This is a genomic window from Mesorhizobium sp. M0621 (assembly GCF_040320745.1).
In the GTDB taxonomy this organism is placed as follows: Bacteria; Pseudomonadota; Alphaproteobacteria; order Rhizobiales; family Rhizobiaceae; genus Mesorhizobium.
Genome location: NZ_JAMYQF010000012.1, coordinates 51,695 through 72,555 on the forward strand (window position 1 = coordinate 51,695; position 20,861 = coordinate 72,555).

Below are 20,861 nucleotides of genomic sequence, written 5' to 3' on the forward strand. Positions count from 1 at the left end.
ACGCCTCCTTACAGTTTGCCAAATCCGCCCGGCGTTGGCGTCGTCAGAATGACGGCTTCGCCCGGCTGAAGCACGGTCTGGTCGCAGGCCTTGAGGATTTCAATGGTTCCGTCCTTGCGGCGGATCTTGGTCGAGCCGACCTCGCCATCGCCGCCGCCATCCAGCCCTCGCGGCGGGCGGTTGCGGTGCGAGGACAGGATCGCGCATTCCATCTTTTCGAGGAAGCGGATGGTGCGCTTGGTGCCGTCGCCGGCGCTCCATTTGCCCTTGCCGCCGGAACCTTCCCGAATGTGAAAATCCTCGAGCAGTACGGGAAAGCGCAACTCCAGCACTTCCGGATCGGTGAGGCGCGAATTGGTCATGTGGGTGTGAACCCCGGAGGTGCCGGCAAAGCCGCGGCCGGAGTTCATCTGGCCGGCGGGCGAGCCGGAACAGATCGTCTCGTAATATTGATATTGCTTGTTGCCGAAGGTGAGGTTGTTCATCGTGCCTTGCGCGTTGGCCATGGCGCCCATGGCGCCGAACAGCGCGTTGGTGACGTGCTGCGAGGTCTCGACATTGCCGGCGACGACGGCGGCGGGGTAGGCGGGTTTCAGCATGCAGCCGTCGGGAATGATGATGTTGATGGGCCGCAGGCAACCGGCATTCATCGGGATCATGTCCTCAACCATGACGCGGAAGGCATAGAGCACGGCCGCGCGGGCGACCGGCTCGGGCGCGTTGAAATTGTTGTTCATGACCGACGACGTGCCGGTGAAGTCGACGGTTGCCTCGCGTTTCTGCCGATCGACCGTGATCTTCACCTTGATGACCTGGCCGGTGTCGGTCGGATATTCATACTGCGAACTGTCGGGCAGCCGCTCCAGCACGCGGCGCACGCTTTCGGCGGCATTGTCCTGGACATGGCCCATATAGGCCTCGACGACATCGAGGCCGAAATGCGCCACCATCTTGCGCAGTTCGGCGACGCCCTTCTCGTTGGCGGCGATCTGCGCCTTGAGGTCGGCGATGTTCTGGTGCGGGTTGCGGGCCGGGTAGCGGTGGTCGGTGAGCAGCGTTTCCAGCTCCTTCTCGCGGAAACGGCCACGATCGACGATGCGGAAATTGTCGAACAGCACGCCTTCCTCGTCGACGGTGGTGGCAAGCGGCGTCATCGAACCGGGTGCCGTGCCGCCAATATCCGCATGATGGCCGCGTGACGCGGCCCAGAAGAGGATTTCCTCCCCCCTTGAGGCGGAGGGGGTCGGTGCGGCAGTGCTCGACGTTCTGGCGGTGCCTTCTGAGAGGACCCCACCCGGCCGCTGCGCGGCCACCCTCCCCTCGAGGGGGAGGGAAAACACCGGCGTCACCACCGTGATGTCTGGCAAATGCGTGCCGCCATTGTAGGGGGCGTTGAGGGCAAAGACGTCGCCGGGGTGGATGTCGCCGGAATTCAACCGGATGATGGTTTCGACCGAACGGTCCATCGAGCCCAGATGCACCGGCATGTGCGGCGCATTGGCGACCAGTGCGCCGGTGCGGTCGAAGACGGCACAGGAGAAATCCAGCCTTTCTTTGATGTTGACCGAATAGGCGGTGTTCTGCAGCGTCACGCCCATCTGTTCGGCAATCGACATGAACAGGTTGTTGAAGACCTCCAGCATGACCGGGTCGGCCTCGGTGCCGAGCGCTGCCTGCCGGCGCTTTTTCTCGACGCGGCGCAGCAGCACATGGTTCCTGGCGGTGATTTCGGCCTGCCAACCCGGCTCGATGACGATTGTCTGGTTCGGCTCGATGATCAAGGCTGGACCTGCAACCCTGTTTCCCGGCTTCAGCGCCTCGCGCCGGAAGATGCCTGAAGCACGCCACTCGCCCTCGGTGAAGATTTCGCGGGTTTGCGAAGGGCTTACGGCAAGGTCTTCGATTTGCGATTCACTTTCGTCGCGGCCGGTGCCGCCGGTGTCGGTGCCTTCGACGCCGACGGTCTCGACGATCATCGGCTTGTCGTCGTAGACGAAACCGAACTGTGCTTTGTGGGCGATTTCGAAATCGCGCCTGGCCTGGAAAATCGAGTCTTCCTCGAAATTCACCGGCAGTGTCGTGTCGGTGCCGTCATAACGAATGTGCAGCACCGGCTTCGCGGCAACCGCATCCTCGGCGATGCCTTGTACTGCGAGTTCGGCGATGACGGCTTTTTTCAAGGTGGCAATGAGGTTGCCGATCTCCGTCCTGGACTCTTCGGCAAGCGGTTTCAGAAGCGCCTGCTGGCGCGAGGCAAAGACCGAGGACAGGCCGATGCCATAGGCCGAGAGCAGGCCGGAGAAGGGATGGATCAGCACGGCCTCCATGCCGAGCGCGTCGGCAACCAGGCACGCGTGCTGGCCGCCGGCGCCACCGAAGCAGTTCAAGAGATATTCGGTGACGTCATAGCCACGCTGGACGGAGATCTTCTTGATGGCGTTGGCCATGTTCTCAACGGCGATGGTGACGAACCCTTCGGCAACAGCCTCGGGCGTGCGGCCATCGCCGATTTCAGCCGCCAGTTCGGCGAATTTTGCCCGCACCGTCCCGACATCGAGCGGCTGGTCCTGGCCGGGTCCGAAAATGGCCGGGAAGAAATCGGGCTGCAGCTTGCCCAGCATGACATTGGCGTCGGTGACGGCGAGCGGGCCGCCGCGCCGGTAGGCGGCCGGGCCGGGATTGGCGCCAGCCGAGTCGGGTCCGGCCCGGAAGCGGCCGGCCTCGTAATGCAGGATCGAGCCGCCGCCAGCGGCGACGGTGTGGATGCGCATCATCGGCGCGCGGATGCGCACGCCGGCGGCCTCGGTGTCGAAGGCGCGCTCATACTCGCCGTCATAATGGGCGACGTCGGTGGATGTGCCGCCCATGTCGAAGCCGATGACCTTGTCGAAGCCGGCGAGGCTGGCCGTCTCGACCATGCCGACGACGCCGCCGGCCGGACCGGAGAGCAGCGCGTCCTTGCCCTGGAACATGTCGGCGGCGGTCAGTCCGCCGGACGACATCATGAACATGAGATGAGGGCTTTCCCTCCCCCTCGAGGGGAGGGTGGCGGCAAAGCCGCCGGGTGGGGTCGGATCGACCGGGTTCGACGCATCGGCGGTGCCTTCTGTTAGGACCCCCTCTGGCCGCTTTGCGGCCATCTCCCCCTCGAGGGGGGAGAGGACGCCGAGCTCTTGGCCCACCCTTTGCACATATCTCGACAGGATCGGCGACAGATAGGCGTCGACCACCGTGGTGTCGCCGCGGCCGACCAGCTTGATCAGCGGCGAGACCTCATGGCTGACCGAGACTTGGGCGAAACCAAGTTTGCGGCAGACTTTTGCCACCGCCTTCTCATGATCGGGATATTTCCAGGCATGCATGAAGACGATGGCCACGGCATCGATGCCATCGGCTTTCGCCTGTTCGATCGCCGGCCGGCAGGCGGCGATGTCGAGCAATTGTTCGACGCGGCCATCGGCGCGCACACGCTCGTTGACCTCGATGACGCGCTCGTAAAGTTGTTCGGGAAGGATGATCTCCTTGGCGAAGATGTCCGGGCGCGCCTGATAGGCGATCTTCAGCGCATCGCGAAAGCCCTTGGTGATGAGCAAAAGCACGCGGTCGCCCTTGCGCTCCAGCAGCGCATTGGTGGCGACCGTGGTGCCCATCTTGATGTCGCCGATCAGGCCGGGTGGGATCGCGTCGCCGGAGGACAGGCCGAGAAGATCGCGAATGCCCTGGATGGCGGCATCGGTATAGGCTCCGGGATTTTCGGAAAGTAGCTTGCGGGGATGCAGCCCGCCTTCCCGATCTTTGCCGATAACGTCGGTGAATGTACCGCCGCGGTCGATCCAGAAATCCCACTTCGCGGTCATGCGGCATGCTCCCGGCAATTTTGTCGATGCAATCTGTTAATTCGCAATGGCTTGGCCGGCAACGGCCATGCGCATGATGTTACATGCGGACACGCAACGTTACGAAACTGATGGCTGTCTGATGCATTTTCCTTTCGACCGTTCACCGCAACGTGAACGTGTGTTGAAGGAGAGAAACTATGAAAAAGCTCATTCTCGCGTCCGTTTCCGCGTTGGCCTTGCTTGGCGTTGCCGCCTGCAGCGACAGCGGTACGGATAACACTACCACCCAGAGCACCAACCCGCCGGCCGCCGAACAGCCGATGAAGCCGGCTACGCCGGAAGCAACACCACCGGCCGCCACGCCTCCGGCTACCGATAATTCGACCACGAAGAGCATCACACCCGAGAAGCCTGCCGAGCCGGCTCCGGCAACACCAGCTCCTGCGCCCGCGCAGTAGTCAGTAACGCAGTACTTCGTGTGATGAATGAGAAAGGCCGGCTCACGTCGGCCTTTCTCATTCTGTCCGAGCGCCGCGGGCACATCCCGCGTCAACGTCGGGCCAGTTTGTCGTGCCGAAGCCTGCGGCACTGTCCCGGCTTGATAGCAGGGGACGGTGGCTCTAAGAAGCAGGCTATGTCGATTTGGGATCGCCTCGGCGAGTTCATCAACCGCGTTTCATCTTCAGCCTCGTCGGGTGTCGCCGACGTCGTCGAGGCCGTGCGCACGGTTTTCTCCGGCGATGCGGATCTGCGCCGGCGTGTCGCCTTTTCGGTGGCGATGATCGCGCTGTCGGCCAAGATGGCCAAGGCCGATGGCATCGTCACCCAAGACGAGGTGCGCGCCTTCCAGGAAATCTTCGATGTGCCGCCGAAGGAGACGCGCAATGTGGCGCGGCTGTTCGATCTCGCCCAGCGCGACGTGGCCGGTTTCGAGACCTATGCCGAGCGGATGGCGCAGCTATGCGGCTCGGGGCATTCCAACTGCGTGATGCTGGAAGACATACTCGACGGCCTGTTCCATATCGCCAAGGCCGATGGCCTGGTGCATGAGCGCGAAGGCCACTTTCTGCACCGCATCGCCGAGATTTTCCGCATCGACGAGGCACATTACGAAAGCATCATGGCGCGGCACGTCAATCTGGGCGCCGGGGATCCCTATGTCGTGCTCGGCATTGAGCGCGGCAAGCCGTTCGAAGAGGTCAGGAAGCGCTATCGAAAGCTGGTTTCCGACAATCATCCGGACAGGCTGATCGCGCGCGGCCTGCCGCAGGAATTCATCAAGATCGCAACCACCAGGGTGGCGGCGATCAATGCCGCCTATGAGATGATCGAGCGGGGTCTGCGCCACGCATGAGCGGTTTCCTGCCCGACGAGCCACGTGCCGAGGTCAGGGTATCGCCGAATTTCGGCCCGCGGCGCGAGACACTCAAGCCTGACATGATCGTGCTGCACTACACCGGCATGGCGACCGGCACCGGGGCCGAGGCGTGGCTGTGCGATCCGGCCAGCGAGGTCTCGTCGCATTATCTCGTCCACGAAAACGGCCACATCGTGCAGATGGTCAGGGAAAGCGACCGCGCCTGGCACGCCGGCAAGAGTTCGTGGTTCGGGCGCGCCGACATCAATTCCTGTTCGGTCGGCATCGAGATCGTCAATCCGGGACATTCGCTGGGCTATCCCGGTTTCCCAAGGCGGCAGATCGATGCGGTGATTGGGCTGTGCAGGGGGATCGCCGGGCGGCATTCGATTGCCGCCGACCGGGTGCTCGCGCATTCCGACGTGGCGCCGGGGCGTAAGATCGATCCGGGCGAGAAGTTTCCGTGGCGGACGCTTTTCGAGGCCGGTGTCGGGCATCTCGTGACGGCCGCCCCCGTCAGACAAGGGGCCAAGCTCAAGGTTGGCGACACCGGCGGCGATGTCGAGGCGTTGCAGTCGATGCTGGCTCTCTATGGCTACGGCGTCGAGATTTCGGGCATTTTCGACCGGCAGACGGAAATCGTCGTCGAAGCCTTCCAGCGGCATTTCCGGCCGCGCAAGGTGGATGGCGTTGCCGATGGCTCGACGCTGCGGACGCTGCAAAGGCTGCTTGCTTCCGTAAGGCCCTGATCCCAGGAAAAACCTCTCTCGGCAGTCCTCTTCAAATCCTTAAATTACAAGCTGTCACTTAAAGTGACTTGCCTGGCCTTGTTTGACACCAATTCGAGCGTCAAACGGCTGACGTGCAAGTTGTCGGACCCACAGCCCCCCGGATGTTCCGATATTGATTAAGCGTTGCTGCGTGAACTTCTTCACGCGGTTCAGACAGAACAGGATCACATGCAGAAATTGACCGTTTTAACGGCAGCTCTTGCTGCCGGCGTAATGACTTTTGCCTTCGGCGCGGCGCATGCCGCACCACTCAGCCCGCGGGCCGATCAAGGGCTTGTCGTGGTATCCGCGAAAGGCGGCAAGGCCACGTTGGCCAGAAGCGGTAAGGCAAGCCACGACGCCAAGGCGACAAAGCGGGCTTCCGCCAAAGTGGAAAAGGCAAGCTGGTCCAAGCCGAAGAAGTCTACCGCCAAAAGAACGAAGCGCGGCCGCAAGGCCGTCGACATGACGACAACGGCGTCGGTTGGCCTGAGGAACGTGGCGGCATCGACGGCCGCGGTGGCCAGCAGCGGCCAGTATTCCGCAATCGTTGCCCGCTATGCGGCGATCGAAGGCGTTCCGGTGTCGCTAGCCACCGCGGTCATCAAGATCGAGAGCAACTACCGGCCCAACATCGTCGGCAGCGCCGGCGAGATCGGCCTGATGCAGATCAAGCCGGCAACAGCGCGGATGATGGGCTATAGCGGTTCCGCCAAGGGCCTGTTCGATCCCGACACCAACATCAAATATGGCATGAAATACCTTGCGATGGCGCGGAATCTCGGCGGCGGCACGACCTGCGGCACGATTCTGAAATACAATGCCGGGCACGCCGCAACTCGAATGAACCCGGTGTCGGCTGCCTATTGCGGCAAGGTGAAGGTGCAGATGGCCGCGCTTGGATCGCCGGCATAAGTCTGCTTTTTCGTTTGCGTTTTCGGACGTGAACCCCTTTATACGCCTTGCCAGCTGGCCGGGCGGCCGCACCAGCAAACGCCGAAAGGCCGCGGGTGAGGAAAGTCCGGGCTCCATGGAAATACGGTGCCGGTTAATGGCCGGCGGGGGCGACCCCAGGGAAAGTGCCACAGAAAGCAAACCGCCACGGTTCGGCTTTGCCGGATTCGGGGCAAGGGTGAAAGGGTGGGGTAAGAGCCCACCGCGCGACTGGCAACAGGAGCGGCACGGTAAACCCCACCGGGAGCAAGACCGAATAGGGGCGGTGCGAGGGGAAACCCTCGAGGGCTGTTTCCGGCCCACCGTCCGGGTAGGTTGCGTGAGGCGCATGGCAACATGCGCCCAAGATGAATGGCCGCCACGTTCTCGCACCGCAAGGGGCGAGGGCCATACAAAACCCGGCTTATAGGCCAGCTGGCAATTTTTTCTCCCGCGATATCGAAGAGAAGTCTCTTGAGATCAGCAGGTTGCGCCCTCGGGCGCGCCTGTTGATCTCAAGCTTGTTCAGCTGTTCATCCATGCGAGCGAGGATCGGCTGTTCTTGAAACTGGTGCGATTAAATCGTACCATCGATCGGTGAAGAGCATCAGGAGCCTATCATGGGACAGGTCGACAAACGCAGCATCACGCTGTCGCCGGAACTGGCGCAGGCGGTGGATGATGTGGTCGCCGCTGGCGAATATGCGTCGGCGAGCGAGGTGATCCGCGACGCGCTGAGGCAATGGAAAGACCGGCGCGACCTGCATGGCTACACGGTCGAGGAATTGCGCAAACTTGTGCAGGAAGGGATCGACAGCGGGCCTGGTCGATTTGTGTCGATGGACGATATCAAGGCTGAAGCGAGGAGACGCTTGCGATCTGACGACGCGGCATGAATCTGCAGCCCATCGTCCGGAATGCGCGCGCAGAAGACGATTTGATCGCGATCTGGCTTCATGTTGCACACGAAAGCGAGGTTGCGGCCGATCGGTTGCTCGATCGCATCGAGGCGCGGTGGCAGCAACTGGCCACTTATCCATTCTCAGGCGCGCCGCGCGACGACATTGCGCCAGGCATCCGTCATCTGGTCGTCGGCAACTATCTCACCTTGTACCGGGTCGGTGACGACGCGATCGGGATCATCCGCGTGCTGCATGGCAAGCGCAACATCGAGGCTGATGACCTGGCTCGCTAGCCGATTTGTCAGCTGATCTTGTCCAGCGACGTCTCGATCGCCTTCCAAAGCTCTTCCACCGGCTCACAGCCGACCGAGAGGCGCACGAAACCGGCGGAAACCGCATCGCCTCGCTTCAAGCGCCGTTCGGCGGAGGTGTGGACGCCGCCGAAGGATGTCGCGGCCTGCATCAGCTCGCAGTTGTTGATGAAATCCTCGGCCTTGTCCTCCGAGGCGAGTTCGAAAGAAATGAGAAAGCCGAAGCGTTCCATCTGGGCGCGGGCGAGGTTGTGCGACGGATCGCTTTCCAGTCCGGGGAAACGTAGGCCGCTGATCGCCCGATGGCCTTTCAGCCGCCGCGCTATGATTTCCGCGGAGGAGCACATGCGATCGAAGCGCACATCCAGTGTTTCCAAGCCGCGATGCACCAGCCAGGCTTCGAACGGCCCGGGGATGCTGCCGGAAACCTCGCGCCAGCCGGTCACGGCGGCGATGATATCGGCATTGCGGCTGGCGACATGGCCGAACAGCACATCGGAATGGCCATTGGGCGCCTTGGTGTCGGCGGCCACGACGATATCGGCGCCATGGTCGAGCGGCCGCTGGCCGAAGGGCGTCATGGTCGTGTTGTCGACCACAAGGATCGCGCCGGCTTTGTGAACAGCGTCGGCGACGGCCGTGATATCGCAGATATCCAGCCCCGGATTGGCAGGGGTTTCGACAAAGGCAAGGCGATACCCTTCGAAGCCGCCATCGAGGAAGGTCGAGGTCGGCCTGACATCGTAGGTGATGCCGAGCGGCTTGAGGAAGCGATCGGCCAAAGCCCTTGTCGTGTGGTAGCCGTCCGAAGGCAGCAGGACACGGTCGCCGGCCTTGAGCACGGCAAAAAAAGCAGCCGAGATTGCTGCCATTCCCGACGGAAAGGCGACACAGGGCGCATCTTCCAAATGGGCCAGCATATGTTCAACCGCGTCCCAGGTTGGGTTGCTGAAGCGGCCGTACTGGTTGAAACCGGTGGCGTCGCCGGGCGCGTGAAAAATGGCTGCCATGGTCAGGGGCAGGGGAATGGAATCGCCTACGGCAAGCCCGCTGCGACGCAGGTGAGGAAGTGTTGCTGCGCGTGACTTTGCTGTTTCAGACATCGATGTTCATTCCAGTTCAAATCAAAATGGAGTAGGCGCTGGCTGGGGCTGGCCGCAATGGCATAGAGTTGATTTTCGGGCCAATCAGACAGGATAGCCGCGTTATGTCGTTGGTTTGCATGGCATCTATTCCGATCGTGGAACGGCTCGATAAGGTCGGCCCTCGGCGATACCATGTTTCAGATAATGTTCGCGCGGATTCATGCCTGAAAGCCTGATGTCCTCGTGCAGTTCAAGATAGACGCGGTCACGAAAATCTCGAGGAAGTCTCGTGCCGCCTGGAACGACCGGCCAAAGCACAAGCGCTCCGTCATCTAGCTGTCCAGGAAAATAATTCGGCGCAAAAGCCATTTTTCTTGCAACGACATTGAAGGAGAGCTGGTCTCGATAGGAGTATTTGCAGACCTGATAGAACCACTGCTCCATCACTGACTGCAAGTTGGCATCGTTATGATCGCGCAGGAGGACACCACCGAAGATCAGTCCGGCGTCAACTGGATGGCCAATCAACCGATAGTGGCTCATTTGCTCCTCAATGACGGCTGCGTCATCAAAACCTAACTTGATCACGACCTCGGCTTCCGCATAGACGCAGGATCGCTCTGGATGCCGGAAGCAAACCATTGGAGATTGGTCGTCTTTCAAGTGATCGAAGATCGTCGATATCGGTGAATTGAGCAGGCACGTATTGTTCAAATAGAGGCTGGTGCTGTACTCACCAAGGAAGCGATGCGCCAGGATCTTGACCATCTTGGCCGTCCTGACGGGTCCAAGCAGATCGGTATCTATATATCGAAAATCCCAGGTCTTTGAGCGTAGGCTTTTGTCATCCGTAAAGCATATGAAATCAGTCCTGCCGTCATCCTCGTATTCAGAATCAGCAAATCTTTCCGAGTAACCAAATAGGCAAGTGTATACGACCCGAGACCGAGCTGAGCGGGTAACGAGATTTGCAAAGATGCGCAGTAGCTTGTTCATACCAATTTTCTTGCATCGGTCGCGTGGTCACGGTGGTGATGTCGGACGCACAACGGCCTATCAGAACCATTAGAGATAACAAATTTTTCATGGCTTGAACCATGTTTTGTCGCGCGCAACCGTGGCCGCAAAATCCCTCTAAACGGTTCGTTAGGCTTAATAGACCATAAAGACGAGACGTGCCGTCAAGCTGCTCTCATTGGTTGCGGCGCGCGTGTTTGTGAAGCCTATTCCCGTTGACGCCCATAGTGCCCCATGATATCCCATTTGACATCAAAGCCTTCGTTCCGCGTCAGGGTAAAGCGTACGCCAATCGGGCAGCCGCGGCGGCTGCGCGTTTGCCGATTTTTGCCCCAGCGAACGGGATTGATACGGGGCAGGGAACGCGCTGCGGCGGCGCGTGCGACACGATGAAGAGGGGTGCGGCGGCGCAAGCGGCTGTAGAGTTTAATGGACCGGTTTCTCTCGAACACGGTGAGCAGGATCGATGCGAAGGGTCGGGTATCCGTTCCGGCGCATTTCCGTGCCGTCGTGCAGAAGCGCGGCTATTCGGAACTCTATGCACTGCGCTGCCTCGATCTGCCGGCGATGGATGTCGGCGGGCTCGACCTGCTCGACCGTTACGAGCAGCGCATCGCACTCGAAGATCCCTTCTTGCGGACGGCGGACGATATGTCGTTCTTTTGCCATGGCGACGGAACATTCTTGAAAATCGACCAGGACGGCCGCATCACGATGAGCGATTTCATTCGCGAACACACCGGCATTTCGGCGGAAGCGGCCTTTGTCGGACGCGGCAATTTCTTTCAGATCTGGGAGCCGGGACGGCTTGCTGCTTATGGGGCGCAGGCGCGAGCCCGGCTTTTGCAGCTTCGGCAGGGGACGAAGCCTGGGGAGAGACCGGAATGACGGTGGGTCACGGCGATGATCTTCACGCCGTTGGCGGATCGGCCCGCCATATTCCGGTCCTCCTCGCCGAAGTGCTGGAAGCACTGGCGCCAGCTGAGGGCGACACCATCATCGACGGCACGTTCGGCGCCGGCGGCTACACCAGGGCCATTCTGGCGACAGGCGCTTCCGTGGTGGCGATCGATCGCGACCCGGATGCCATCGCCGCCGGGCGCGATCTCGAGGCGCGGTCGGGCGGCCGGCTGCGGCTGGTGCAGGCGCCGTTCTCGACACTGGACGAACATGTCGAGCGCGCCGACGGCGTCGTGCTCGACATCGGTGTGTCCTCGATGCAGCTCGACCAGGCCGAGCGCGGGTTTTCGTTCCGCGCCGACGGGCCGCTCGACATGCGCATGGCGCAGGCGGGCCTCAGTGCCGCCGATGTCGTCAACAGCTTCAAGCCGGGCGATCTCGCCCGCATCTTCGGCTTCCTCGGCGAGGAGCGTCATGCCGGGCGCATCGCCCGCATGATCGAGGCGCGCCGCGAAAAGCGTCCGTTCGAGCGCACGCTGGAACTGGCCGACGCCATCGAGACGCATGTCGGCCGCGCGCCGAAGGACAAGATCCATCCGGCGACGCGCGTCTTCCAGGCGCTGCGCATCTTCGTCAATGACGAGCTTGGCGAACTGGCCAAGGCCCTGTTCGCGGCCGAACGCGCGCTGAAGCCGGGCGGACGGCTCGCCGTGGTGACGTTCCATTCGCTGGAAGACCGTATCGTCAAGCGTTTCATCGCCGACCGCTCCGACGTCGCCACCGGCTCGCGTCACTTGCCCGAGGCTCATGCGCGCACCGCGACCTTCCGCAAGGCGGGCGGCGGCGTGACTGCCGGCGATGCCGAGGTGGCGGCCAATCCACGCGCCCGTTCGGCCAGACTGCGCGCGGCTGTCCGCACCGAGGCGCCGGCGCGCAGCAGCGACTTTTCGATTTTCGGCCTTCCAAAACTTCCCGGCCCAAAGCTTCCCGGTACAGACCGGCCGGGGGAGAGGTAAGCACGTGTTTCGTACCAGCGACATTGTCCTGATTGCCGTCATGGTTGCGGCGGCTGCCTTTACCTACAAGGCCAAGCGCGAGGCCGAGGAACAATTGGCTTCGGTGCAGAAGATCCATGCACAGATCCGCTATGAGGAGGACACGATCGACCTGCTCAAGGCAGATTGGAGCCTGCTCACCCAGCCGTCGCGGCTGCAGAAGCTGGCCGAGCTCTACAAGTCGCAGCTCGAGCTCCAGCCGGTCAGCGCTCGCCAGATCGTCGGCATCGGTGATCTGCCTGCCAAAGCTCTGGACATTCAGGACATCCTGAACGGGCGCCAGGGTGGTATGGCCGACAATTCCGACCAAGCGCCTCCGGGCAGCAGGGATCCCGTCGTGACCGGAGGCATCGCCCAATGATCGGCAAACTGCTGAAGCGTCGCGTCAAGACGAGCGGAGACGGATCGATCGTGGTCGAGGGCGCCCGCAAGGCGACCGGCGGCAAGGGCAGGACGCGCATCGTGATGACGATGGCAGTGTTCTTCGGTATTTTCTCGACCATTTCCGGGCGCCTGGTCTATCTCGGCTTCCAGACCCCCGACATGTCGGGCGGTCCGCAAAGCCGGGTAACGGCATCGCGGCCCGACATTGTCGATCGCAACGGCGAAGTGCTGGCGACGGATATCAAGACGGCGTCGTTGTTTGCCGAGCCGCGCCGCATCGTCGACGCCGACGAGGCGATCGAGAGGCTGTCGACGGTGCTTCCGGACATCGACTATGAGCAGACCTACCATAAGCTGAAGAGCGGCGCCGGTTTCGTCTGGCTGCAGCGGCAGCTGACACCCAAGCAGCAGTCCGACATCATGCAGCTCGGCATTCCCGGCTTTGGCTTCCGCACCGAGAAGCGCCGTTTCTATCCGAGCGGCGAGACCTCGTCCTACATTGTCGGGCTTACCAACATCGACAACCAGGGCATCTCCGGCATGGAGAAATATGTCGATGAGCAGGGCTTGAGCGACCTGCAGGCATCGGGTCTGGCGGTGGCCAAGGATCTGAAGCCGGTCAAGCTTTCGATCGATCTGCGAGTCCAGCACGTGGTGCGCGACGAGATTGCTGCCGGTCTAGAGCGCTATCGCGCCATGGGCGCTGGCGCCGTTGTGCTCAACGTCAAGACCGGCGAAGTGGTGGCCATGGCCTCGGTGCCGGATTTTGATCCTAACAATCCTTATAATGCGCAAGACAAGGACCGGCTGAACCGGATGTCGGCAGGTCTCTACGAGATGGGCTCGACCTTCAAGAGCTTTACCTCTGCCATGGCGCTCGATTCGGGCAAGGCAACGATGGCGAGCCGTTTCGATGCGTCGCATCCAATCCGGGTCGGCCATCAAGCCATTCACGATTTCCACGGCAAAAACCGTGTGCTGTCGTTGCCGGAGGTGTTCCTCTATTCGTCCAACATCGGGTCGGCCAGGGAGGCCGAAATGGTCGGCATCGCGGGACACCGCGAATTCCTGCATCGTCTTGGAATTTTGGATAAGATGCAGACCGAACTGCCGGAAGTCGCCCGCCCGACTGAACCGAAGGTCTGGAAACAGGTGAATTCGTTCACCATCGCCTTCGGTCACGGCGTGTCGACGACGCCGCTGCAAGCGGCTGTCGGCTGCGCCGCGCTGATGAATGGCGGCTTCCTGATGAACCCCACCTTCCTGATCCGTACACAGGAAGAAGCGATGGCCATGGCCAAGAAAGTGGTCAGCGAAAAGACGGTCGACGGCATGCGCTACCTGTATACGCTCAACGCCGAGAAGGGCTCGGCCAGGAATGCCAGAGTCCCGGGCTACCGCGTTGGCGGCAAGACCGGAACAGCCGAGAAGGTCATCAATGGCCGCTACTCGAAGGACTTGAATTTCAATACCTTCGTCGCCGCCTTCCCGATGGACGATCCGCAATACCTGGTGTTTACGATTGCCGACGCCCCGCATCCGGAAAAGCCTGGCATGACGGATGTCGCGGCTGCGAATGCGGGGGTCATGGCTGGCAATATTATCCGGCGTTCGGCTGCCATGCTTGGCGTGAAGCCAGATTTCAGCCATGAAAATGGTGCAACGCTGGTTTCCTATCAGTGATTCTTAGGGCGCGCCGGCAACAGCGCGCTATTTTGTTGCGGTGAACGGGACTCGATGAAGCTCAGAGATCTAGCCGGTATCCTGCCCGTCGAGGGAATGGCATCCATCGATCTGGAGGTTACAGGGATTTCTTCGGATTCCCGCCAGGTAAAACCGGGCGTTGTCTTTTTTGCGCTCGCCGGAACCAAGGCCGATGGTGCCGTCTATGCCGCCGACGCCGCCGCGCGCGGTGCGGCCGCGATCGTGGCGGGCAAAGGCAGCGCCATTGCCGGGCTGTCGGTTTCGGTGCTGGCGGTCGGTGATCCGCGCCTGGCACTGGCGATGAGCGCGGCCCGCTATTTCGGCAAGCAGCCGCAGACGATGGTCGCGGTGACCGGCACCAGCGGCAAGACGTCGGTGGCCGCCTTCACCAGGCAGATCTGGGAGCAGGCGGGTTATGCCGCCGCTTCGATCGGCACCACCGGCGTGGTAGCACCGGGCCGCAACGATTATGGCTCGCTGACGACGCCCGATCCGGTCGCCTTGCACCAGCTGCTGCGGGAATTGGCCGATGCCGGTGTCACCCACGCCGCCATGGAAGCCTCCAGCCATGGGCTCGACCAGCGCCGCCTCGACGGTGTGAAGCTGGCAGCCGGCGGGTTCACCAATCTCGGCCGCGACCATATGGACTACCATCCGACCATCGCGGACTATCACCGGGCCAAATTGCGGCTGTTCGACACGCTGCTGCCGAAGGGCGCGCCGGCCGTGATCTTCGCCGACGATCCATGGTCGGCGCCGACGATCGAAGCGGCGCGGGCCGCCGGGCTCGAGGCGCTGACGGTTGGCCGCCATGGCGATTTCCTCAGGCTGAAGCGGGTCGAGCACGAGCGCCACCGCCAGCGCGCCGAGGTCGAGGCCGACGGCGTGCTCTATGAGGTCGACCTGCCGCTGGCCGGCGATTTCCAGATATCGAACGCGCTGGTTTCGGCGGGGCTTGCCATTTCCACGGGAACACCTGTCGCCAAGGCCTTGATGGCGTTGGAGAAACTGAAGGGCGCGCCGGGCCGGCTTGATCTCGTCGGCACCACCGCCAATGGCGCACCCGTCTATGTCGATTATGCCCACAAGCCCGACGCGCTGGAAAATGTGCTGGCTTCGGTGCGTCCGTTCACCACCGGCCGCGTCATCGTCGTGTTCGGCTGCGGCGGCGACCGCGACCGCGGCAAGCGACCGATCATGGGCGAGATCGCGACGCGGCTTGCGGACGTCGTCATTGTCACCGACGACAATCCGCGTTCGGAAGTGCCGGAAACGATCCGCGCGGCGATCCTCGCCGCAGCACCCGGCGCCATCGAAATCGGCGACCGGCGCCAGGCGATCCACGAGGCGGTCGTCATGCTGCATGCCGGCGACACGCTGATCGTGGCCGGCAAGGGCCACGAGGAAGGCCAGACGGTCGGCTCCGAGACCTTGCATTTTTCCGATCATGAGGAAGTTCGCGCGGCACTCGCGGAGCGTGCGGCATGAGCCTGCTGTGGACCTCCGAGACGCTGGTTGCCGCTATGGATGGGCGGCCGCTCGGGCCAATGCCGGACGGCATATCGGGCATTTCGATCGACAGCCGCAGCCTGCAGCCGGGTGACGCCTTCTTTGCCATCAAAGGCGAGGCGATGGACGGCCATGACTTCGCCACCGCTGCCATCAAGGCCGGTGCCGGGGTGCTGGTGGTGGCTGAAGGCAAGCTGCCGTCGCTTGGCCGGCTGACGGCGCCGATCATCGTCGTAGAGGATGTGCTGGTCGCGTTGGAAAAGCTCGGGGTCGCGTCGCGCGCCCGCTCGAGCGCGAAAATCATCGCGGTGACCGGTTCTGCCGGCAAGACCACCACCAAGGAAGCGCTGCGCCATGTGCTGTCGGCCGTCGGCAAGGTGCATGCCTCCGCGCAGTCCTTCAACAACCATTGGGGCGTGCCGCTGACATTGGCGCGGATGCCCGCCGATTGCGATTATGCCGTGTTCGAGATCGGCATGAACCATCCCGACGAAATCCGGCCGCTGGTGAAGATGGTGAGGCCGCATGTCGCCATCGTCACCATGATCGCGGCCGCGCACCTAGGCTTTTTCCGCAATCTCGACGAGATCGCCAAGGCCAAGGCCGAGATTTTCGAAGGACTGGAGCCTGAGGGCGCCGCTATCCTCAACCGCGACGATGCGCGCTTCAAGCTTCTCGACAAGATGGCGCATGCCGCCGGCGTCGAGCACGTCTACGGCTTCGGCGAGAATGCGCGTTCGACCTTCAAGCTGGTCCAATGCGAACTGCATGCGGATCATTCCGACATCACCGCCAGGATCAGCGGCCATGAGGTGAAGGGGCGGATCGGTGCGCCCGGCCGCCACATGGTGCAGAACGTGCTGGCGGTGCTGGGTGCGGCGCATCTGGTCGGGGCCGATCTCGATAGAGTGGCACTCGCACTGGCCGATCTCTCGGCCGAGCGCGGGCGCGGCAAGCGCTATGTGCTGCGCCATCCCGGTGGCCCGGCCTCGGGCCACTCGGGAGGACCGATCACGCTGATCGACGAGAGCTACAACGCCAATCCGGCGTCGATGGGCGCTGCCATGGCATTGCTCAACGCGACGCCGGTCACCGGCGAGGGCCGCCGCATCGCCGTGCTCGGCGACATGCTGGAACTCGGCGACCATTCGGCCAAGCTGCATGCCGCACTTGCCGATCTCATCGTCGGCACGGGGACGGAGACCGTGTTTCTGGGTGGCCCGGAAATGCGGGCGCTGGCCGAGATACTGCCCGGCGAGGTCAAGACGGAATACCGCGCCGGCGTCGAGGAGCTGAAGCCGGTGCTGCTTGCCGCACTGAAACCGGGCGATGTGGTGATGATCAAATCGTCGAAAGGCATCGGTTTTGCAAAACTGGTCGATGCGCTGCTGGGCAAATTCCCGGCCGAATCTACAACCAGAAAACAGACCTAGGTCGGGGACGAAAAGCGCATGTTTACACTGCTCGTCGATTTTGCGGACAAGGTCTCGGTCTTCAATGTCTTCCGCTACATCACCTTCCGCACCGGCGGAGCGCTGATCACGTCGGCGCTGATCGTCTTCATCTTCGGGCCGACGATCATCAATTCGCTGCGGCTGCGGCAAGGCAAGGGCCAGCCGATCCGCGCCGACGGGCCGCAGACGCATTTCAAGAAGGCCGGTACGCCGACCATGGGCGGCCTTATGATCCTGTCCGGCATCATCGGCTCGTCGCTTTTGTGGGCGAACCTGTCGAGCATCTATGTCTGGGTGGTGTTGCTGGTCACGCTGGGCTTCGGCTCGATCGGCTTCTACGACGACTACCTCAAGGTGACCAAGCAATCCCATCTCGGCTTTTCCGGCAAGGCGCGGCTGGCGCTCGAATTCGTCATCGCCGGCATCGCCGCATGGGTGATCATGCATAACGGGCAGGCGCCGTTCTCGTCGTCGCTGACATTTCCCTTCGCCAAGGAATTCATCGTCAATCTCGGCTGGTTCTTCATTCCGTTCTCCTGCTTCGTCATCGTCGGTGCCGGCAATGCGGTGAACTTGACCGACGGCCTGGACGGGCTGGCGATCGTGCCGATCATGATCGCGGCGGCATCCTTCGGCGTCATCGCCTATCTCTCCGGCAATGCCGTGTTCGCCGAATATCTGCAGATCCATTTCGTGCCGGGTACCGGCGAACTGGCTGTCGTGCTTGGCGCGGTTATAGGTGCCGGCCTCGGCTTTCTCTGGTTCAACGCGCCGCCGGCTGCGATCTTCATGGGCGACACCGGCTCGCTGGCCATGGGCGGCCTGATCGGCACCGTCGCGGTCGCCACCAAGCACGAGATCGTCCTGGTCATCGTCGGTGGATTGTTCGTGGTCGAAATCCTGTCCGTCATCATCCAGGTCGGCTATTTCAAGATGACCGGCAAGCGGGTGTTCCTGATGGCGCCAATCCACCATCATTTCGAAAAGCTCGGCTGGACCGAAAGCCAGGTGGTGATCCGCTTCTGGATCATCGCCGTCATCCTGGCGCTGGTCGGCCTTTCGACCCTCAAGCTGAGATAGGAGGCCGCTTGATCCCCGCCGCATCCTTTTCAAACAAGCGCGTTTCGCTCTTCGGGCTCGGTGGCTCGGGGATCGCGACGGCGCGCGCGCTGATCGCCGGCGGAGCGGACGTGCTGGCCTGGGACGACAATCCCGAAAGCGTCGCCAAGGCGGCCGCCGCCGGTATCGCAACCGGCGATTTGCGCGGGGTCGATTGGGCAAAATTCTCGGCTTTCGTGCTGTCGCCCGGTGTGCCGCTGACACATCCCAAGCCGCATTGGACGGTGGAGCTGGCGCGTGGCTCCGGCGTCGAGATCATCGGCGACATCGAGCTTTTCTGCCGCGAGCGGATGCTCAGTGCGCCGACGTCGCCCTTCATTGCCATCACCGGCACCAACGGCAAGTCGACGACGACCGCGCTGACCGCGCATATTCTAAAGGCCGCGGGGCGCGACACGCAGATGGGCGGCAATATCGGCCGCGCGGTGATGACGCTCGATCCGCCGCAGCCCGATCGGCACTATGTGGTCGAATGCTCATCCTACCAGATCGACCTCGCGCCCTCGATCAACCCGACGGCCGGCATCCTGCTCAATCTGACGCCAGACCATCTCGACCGTCATGGCACCATGCAGCACTACGCCACGATCAAGGAGCGGCTGGTGGCTGGCAGTGAGACGGCGATCATCGGCATCGATGATCCCTGGTGCGCGCAGATCGCCGAGCGGCTGGAGCGGGCGGGGCGGCATGTCATCCGCATTTCCAAGCGGCTGCCGCTGACCGACGGCTATTTCGCCGACGGCAGCGATCTGATGGAGGCGGTGCACGGCCGCTACAGCCGGGTCGCCTTCCTCGAAGGCATCGGCTCGCTTCGTGGCCAGCACAATGCGCAAAATGCGCTGGCAGCGGTCGCGGCCTGCCTCAAGGTCGGACTGGAGCTTGGCGAGATTCAGTCCGGGCTGGAAAGTTTTCCCGGCCTCGCGCACCGCATGGAGCAGGTCGGCCGCAAGAACCATGTGCTTTTCATCAACGATTCCAAGGCGACCAATGCCGATGCGGCGGCACCGGCGCTGTCGAGCTTTGCGCGCATCTACTGGATTGCCGGCGGCCTGCCCAAGGAAGGCGGCATCGAGCCTTTGCGCGGTTTCTTCCCACGCATCGCCAAGGCCTATCTGATTGGCGAGGCCGCGCCTGCCTTTTCCGCGACGCTGGGTGAGGCCGTGCCCTACGAGATTTCAGGGACGCTGGCCGCGGCGGTCGCGCACGCCGCGCATGATGCGGCCCAGGACGACAGCGGCGAGGCGGTGGTGCTGTTGTCGCCGGCCTGCGCCAGTTTCGACCAGTTCAAGAATTTCGAAGTCCGCGGCGAAGCCTTCAGGCAAGCTGCGAATGCTATCGAGGGCGTGAAACCCATCGGAGGGGCACGATAATGCAAAGCCGTCTCGACAAAAGCCCGGTTGCGACCTGGTGGTGGACGATCGATCGCTGGTTCCTGGCGGCGTTCCTTTCGCTGATGGGGCTTGGCATCGTGCTGTCCTTTGCCGCCAGCCCGGCGGTGGCCGAACGCATCGGTCTCGACAGTTTCCACTTCGCCACAAGGCAGATCATCTTCACCGTGCCGGCGCTAGGCGTCATGCTGGCCGTTTCCTTCCTCGATTCCAGGGAAATCCGGCGCATGGCATTGATCATGCTGTGCCTGATGCTGGTGCTGATGGTGGCGGTGCTCTACATCGGCGTCGAGGTGAAGGGCGCGCGTCGCTGGGTGTCGCTCGCCGGCCTGTCGATCCAGCCTTCGGAATTCCTCAAGCCCGCCTTCGTCATCATGTGCGCCTGGCTGTTTGCCGAGCACAAGCGCCAGCCCGACATTCCGGGCAATCTGTTCGCCATGCTGTTGCTGGTGCTGGTCGTGTCGCTGCTGGTGGCGCAACCGGACCTCGGCCAGACCATGCTGACGACCGGCACCTGGGGTATCATGTTCTTCATGGCCGGGCTGCCATGGCTGTGGATCGTGGCGCTTGGTGCTGCTGGCGTCGGCGGTGTCTTTGCCGCCTATACGGTGTTTCCGCACGTTGCCTTGCGCATCGACAAGTTCCTTACCGGCGAAGGCGACACGTTCCAGGTCGACATGGGACGCGAGGCGCTGATCAATGGCGGCTGGTTCGGCGTCGGGCCGGGCGAGGGCACCGTCAAGCGGGTCATTCCCGACAGCCATGCCGACTTCGTCTTCTCGGTCGCCGGCGAAGAGTTCGGGCTGATCATGTGCTTCTTCATCATGTCGATCTTCGCCTTCATCGTGCTGCGCGGCCTCAACACGGCGCTGAAGGAGCATGACGATTTCACCCGCTATGCGGTCGGCGGCCTTGTCACCGTCTTCGGCCTGCAGGCCGTCATCAACATGTGCGTCAACCTGCAACTTGTCCCGGCCAAGGGCATGACGCTGCCGTTCATCTCCTATGGCGGCTCCTCGCAGATCGCCATCGCCATCTCGATGGGCATGGTGCTGGCGCTGACACGCAAGCGGCCGGAAAAGCGCAAGCAGATGGGCTTTGGCCTGTCGCAACGCGCCGTCCCGGCGGAGTAAT

Annotated in this window: 18 protein-coding genes and 1 other RNA gene; 16 read left to right on the forward strand and 3 right to left on the reverse strand. The window is 62.5% G+C overall.

What is annotated here, in order from left to right; genetic code table 11:
* Positions 1-8: 8 nt before the first annotated feature.
* Entirely contained in the window at positions 9-3,857 is a 3,849-nt protein-coding gene (locus tag NKI38_RS11295) for a hydantoinase B/oxoprolinase family protein (RefSeq protein ID WP_352657443.1), read from the reverse strand.
* Between the two features lie 179 nt (positions 3,858-4,036).
* On the opposite strand from NKI38_RS11295, the gene NKI38_RS11300 reads away from it, so the two are divergent.
* From NKI38_RS11300 to NKI38_RS11330, 7 genes are all read left to right on the forward strand, one after another.
* Positions 4,037-4,297: a hypothetical protein gene (locus NKI38_RS11300; protein ID WP_109668284.1), complete on the forward strand. Its 261-nt coding sequence runs from the start codon at positions 4,037-4,039 to the stop codon at positions 4,295-4,297.
* Positions 4,298-4,473: 176 nt separating this feature from the next.
* Complete coding sequence (locus tag NKI38_RS11305) at positions 4,474-5,193, forward strand: TerB family tellurite resistance protein (RefSeq protein WP_352657446.1); 720 nt, start codon at positions 4,474-4,476, stop codon at positions 5,191-5,193.
* Positions 5,190-5,945 (forward strand): N-acetylmuramoyl-L-alanine amidase, encoded by a 756-nt coding sequence (locus tag NKI38_RS11310; RefSeq protein ID WP_352657449.1) that lies wholly within the window; start codon positions 5,190-5,192, stop codon positions 5,943-5,945. The genes NKI38_RS11305 and NKI38_RS11310 overlap by 4 nt, the downstream gene beginning before the upstream one ends.
* A 210-nt stretch (positions 5,946-6,155) precedes the next feature.
* Positions 6,156-6,881, forward strand: a complete 726-nt coding sequence (locus NKI38_RS11315) for a lytic transglycosylase domain-containing protein (RefSeq protein ID WP_352657452.1) — start codon at positions 6,156-6,158, stop codon at positions 6,879-6,881.
* 50 nt (positions 6,882-6,931) lie between these two features.
* Positions 6,932-7,342, forward strand: an RNA gene (gene rnpB / locus NKI38_RS11320) — RNase P RNA component class A.
* Between the two features lie 177 nt (positions 7,343-7,519).
* Positions 7,520-7,795 (forward strand): type II toxin-antitoxin system ParD family antitoxin, encoded by a 276-nt coding sequence (locus tag NKI38_RS11325; RefSeq protein ID WP_352657455.1) that lies wholly within the window; start codon positions 7,520-7,522, stop codon positions 7,793-7,795.
* On the forward strand, positions 7,792-8,094 hold the full coding sequence (locus NKI38_RS11330) for a type II toxin-antitoxin system RelE/ParE family toxin (RefSeq protein ID WP_352657458.1): 303 nt from the start codon (positions 7,792-7,794) through the stop codon (positions 8,092-8,094). Before NKI38_RS11325 ends, NKI38_RS11330 begins: the two co-directional genes overlap by 4 nt.
* Positions 8,095-8,102: 8 nt before the next feature.
* Here NKI38_RS11330 and NKI38_RS11335 read toward each other — a convergent pair whose 3' ends face one another.
* On the reverse strand, positions 8,103-9,215 hold the full coding sequence (locus tag NKI38_RS11335) for a cystathionine gamma-lyase (RefSeq protein WP_352657460.1): 1,113 nt from the start codon (positions 9,213-9,215) through the stop codon (positions 8,103-8,105).
* Between the two features lie 126 nt (positions 9,216-9,341).
* Positions 9,342-10,193 (reverse strand): glycosyltransferase domain-containing protein, encoded by an 852-nt coding sequence (locus tag NKI38_RS11340; protein ID WP_352657463.1) that lies wholly within the window; start codon positions 10,191-10,193, stop codon positions 9,342-9,344.
* A 450-nt stretch (positions 10,194-10,643) separates the two neighbouring features.
* On the opposite strand from NKI38_RS11340, the gene mraZ reads away from it, so the two are divergent.
* Genes mraZ through ftsW form a run of 9 tightly spaced genes read left to right on the forward strand, consistent with a single transcriptional unit; the run spans position 10,644 to position 20,860 of the window.
* Positions 10,644-11,102: a division/cell wall cluster transcriptional repressor MraZ gene (mraZ, locus tag NKI38_RS11345; RefSeq protein WP_352657466.1), complete on the forward strand. Its 459-nt coding sequence runs from the start codon at positions 10,644-10,646 to the stop codon at positions 11,100-11,102.
* Positions 11,099-12,130: a 16S rRNA (cytosine(1402)-N(4))-methyltransferase RsmH gene (gene rsmH / locus NKI38_RS11350; RefSeq protein WP_352657469.1), complete on the forward strand. Its 1,032-nt coding sequence runs from the start codon at positions 11,099-11,101 to the stop codon at positions 12,128-12,130. The genes mraZ and rsmH overlap by 4 nt, the downstream gene beginning before the upstream one ends.
* 4 nt (positions 12,131-12,134) lie before the next feature.
* Positions 12,135-12,530 carry a cell division protein FtsL gene (gene ftsL, locus NKI38_RS11355; RefSeq protein WP_352657471.1) on the forward strand — a complete coding sequence of 132 codons (396 nt, stop codon included), beginning with the start codon at positions 12,135-12,137 and terminating at the stop codon, positions 12,528-12,530.
* Positions 12,527-14,236: a peptidoglycan D,D-transpeptidase FtsI family protein gene (locus NKI38_RS11360; RefSeq protein ID WP_352657474.1), complete on the forward strand. Its 1,710-nt coding sequence runs from the start codon at positions 12,527-12,529 to the stop codon at positions 14,234-14,236. The genes ftsL and NKI38_RS11360 overlap by 4 nt, the downstream gene beginning before the upstream one ends.
* A gap of 54 nt (positions 14,237-14,290) precedes the next feature.
* A complete protein-coding gene (locus NKI38_RS11365) occupies positions 14,291-15,745 on the forward strand; it encodes a UDP-N-acetylmuramoyl-L-alanyl-D-glutamate--2,6-diaminopimelate ligase (RefSeq protein ID WP_352657477.1) in 1,455 nt (484 codons plus the stop codon).
* Positions 15,742-17,199 carry a UDP-N-acetylmuramoylalanyl-D-glutamyl-2,6-diaminopimelate--D-alanyl-D-alanine ligase gene (locus tag NKI38_RS11370; RefSeq protein WP_352657480.1) on the forward strand — a complete coding sequence of 486 codons (1,458 nt, stop codon included), beginning with the start codon at positions 15,742-15,744 and terminating at the stop codon, positions 17,197-17,199. The genes NKI38_RS11365 and NKI38_RS11370 overlap by 4 nt, the downstream gene beginning before the upstream one ends.
* A gap of 18 nt (positions 17,200-17,217) precedes the next feature.
* On the forward strand, positions 17,218-18,300 hold the full coding sequence (gene mraY / locus NKI38_RS11375; protein WP_013530954.1) for a phospho-N-acetylmuramoyl-pentapeptide-transferase: 1,083 nt from the start codon (positions 17,218-17,220) through the stop codon (positions 18,298-18,300).
* 8 nt (positions 18,301-18,308) lie between these two features.
* The gene (gene murD / locus NKI38_RS11380; protein WP_352657483.1) at positions 18,309-19,709 is read left to right on the forward strand and encodes a UDP-N-acetylmuramoyl-L-alanine--D-glutamate ligase; all 1,401 of its coding nucleotides are present in this window, start codon (positions 18,309-18,311) and stop codon (positions 19,707-19,709) included.
* Positions 19,709-20,860, forward strand: coding sequence for a putative lipid II flippase FtsW (ftsW, locus tag NKI38_RS11385; protein WP_292189153.1), 1,152 nt, complete (start codon positions 19,709-19,711; stop codon positions 20,858-20,860). Before murD ends, ftsW begins: the two co-directional genes overlap by 1 nt.
* The last annotated feature ends 1 nt before the right edge of the window (position 20,861 follow it).

Excerpts from the sequence above, each read along its gene's own strand:
- NKI38_RS11295 (WP_352657443.1), bottom strand. The coding sequence starts at position 3,857 with ATGACCGCGAAGTGGGATTTCTGGATCGACCGCGGCGGTACATTCACC.
- NKI38_RS11300 (WP_109668284.1), top strand. The coding sequence starts at position 4,037 with ATGAAAAAGCTCATTCTCGCGTCCGTTTCCGCGTTGGCCTTGCTTGGC.
- NKI38_RS11305 (WP_352657446.1), top strand. The coding sequence starts at position 4,474 with ATGTCGATTTGGGATCGCCTCGGCGAGTTCATCAACCGCGTTTCATCT.
- NKI38_RS11310 (WP_352657449.1), top strand. The coding sequence starts at position 5,190 with ATGAGCGGTTTCCTGCCCGACGAGCCACGTGCCGAGGTCAGGGTATCG.
- NKI38_RS11315 (WP_352657452.1), top strand. The coding sequence starts at position 6,156 with ATGCAGAAATTGACCGTTTTAACGGCAGCTCTTGCTGCCGGCGTAATG.
- NKI38_RS11325 (WP_352657455.1), top strand. The coding sequence starts at position 7,520 with ATGGGACAGGTCGACAAACGCAGCATCACGCTGTCGCCGGAACTGGCG.
- NKI38_RS11330 (WP_352657458.1), top strand. The coding sequence starts at position 7,792 with ATGAATCTGCAGCCCATCGTCCGGAATGCGCGCGCAGAAGACGATTTG.
- NKI38_RS11335 (WP_352657460.1), bottom strand. The coding sequence starts at position 9,215 with ATGTCTGAAACAGCAAAGTCACGCGCAGCAACACTTCCTCACCTGCGT.
- NKI38_RS11340 (WP_352657463.1), bottom strand. The coding sequence starts at position 10,193 with ATGAACAAGCTACTGCGCATCTTTGCAAATCTCGTTACCCGCTCAGCT.
- mraZ (WP_352657466.1), top strand. The coding sequence starts at position 10,644 with ATGGACCGGTTTCTCTCGAACACGGTGAGCAGGATCGATGCGAAGGGT.
- rsmH (WP_352657469.1), top strand. The coding sequence starts at position 11,099 with ATGACGGTGGGTCACGGCGATGATCTTCACGCCGTTGGCGGATCGGCC.
- NKI38_RS11360 (WP_352657474.1), top strand. The coding sequence starts at position 12,527 with ATGATCGGCAAACTGCTGAAGCGTCGCGTCAAGACGAGCGGAGACGGA.
- NKI38_RS11365 (WP_352657477.1), top strand. The coding sequence starts at position 14,291 with ATGAAGCTCAGAGATCTAGCCGGTATCCTGCCCGTCGAGGGAATGGCA.
- NKI38_RS11370 (WP_352657480.1), top strand. The coding sequence starts at position 15,742 with ATGAGCCTGCTGTGGACCTCCGAGACGCTGGTTGCCGCTATGGATGGG.
- mraY (WP_013530954.1), top strand. The coding sequence starts at position 17,218 with ATGTTTACACTGCTCGTCGATTTTGCGGACAAGGTCTCGGTCTTCAAT.
- ftsW (WP_292189153.1), top strand. The coding sequence starts at position 19,709 with ATGCAAAGCCGTCTCGACAAAAGCCCGGTTGCGACCTGGTGGTGGACG.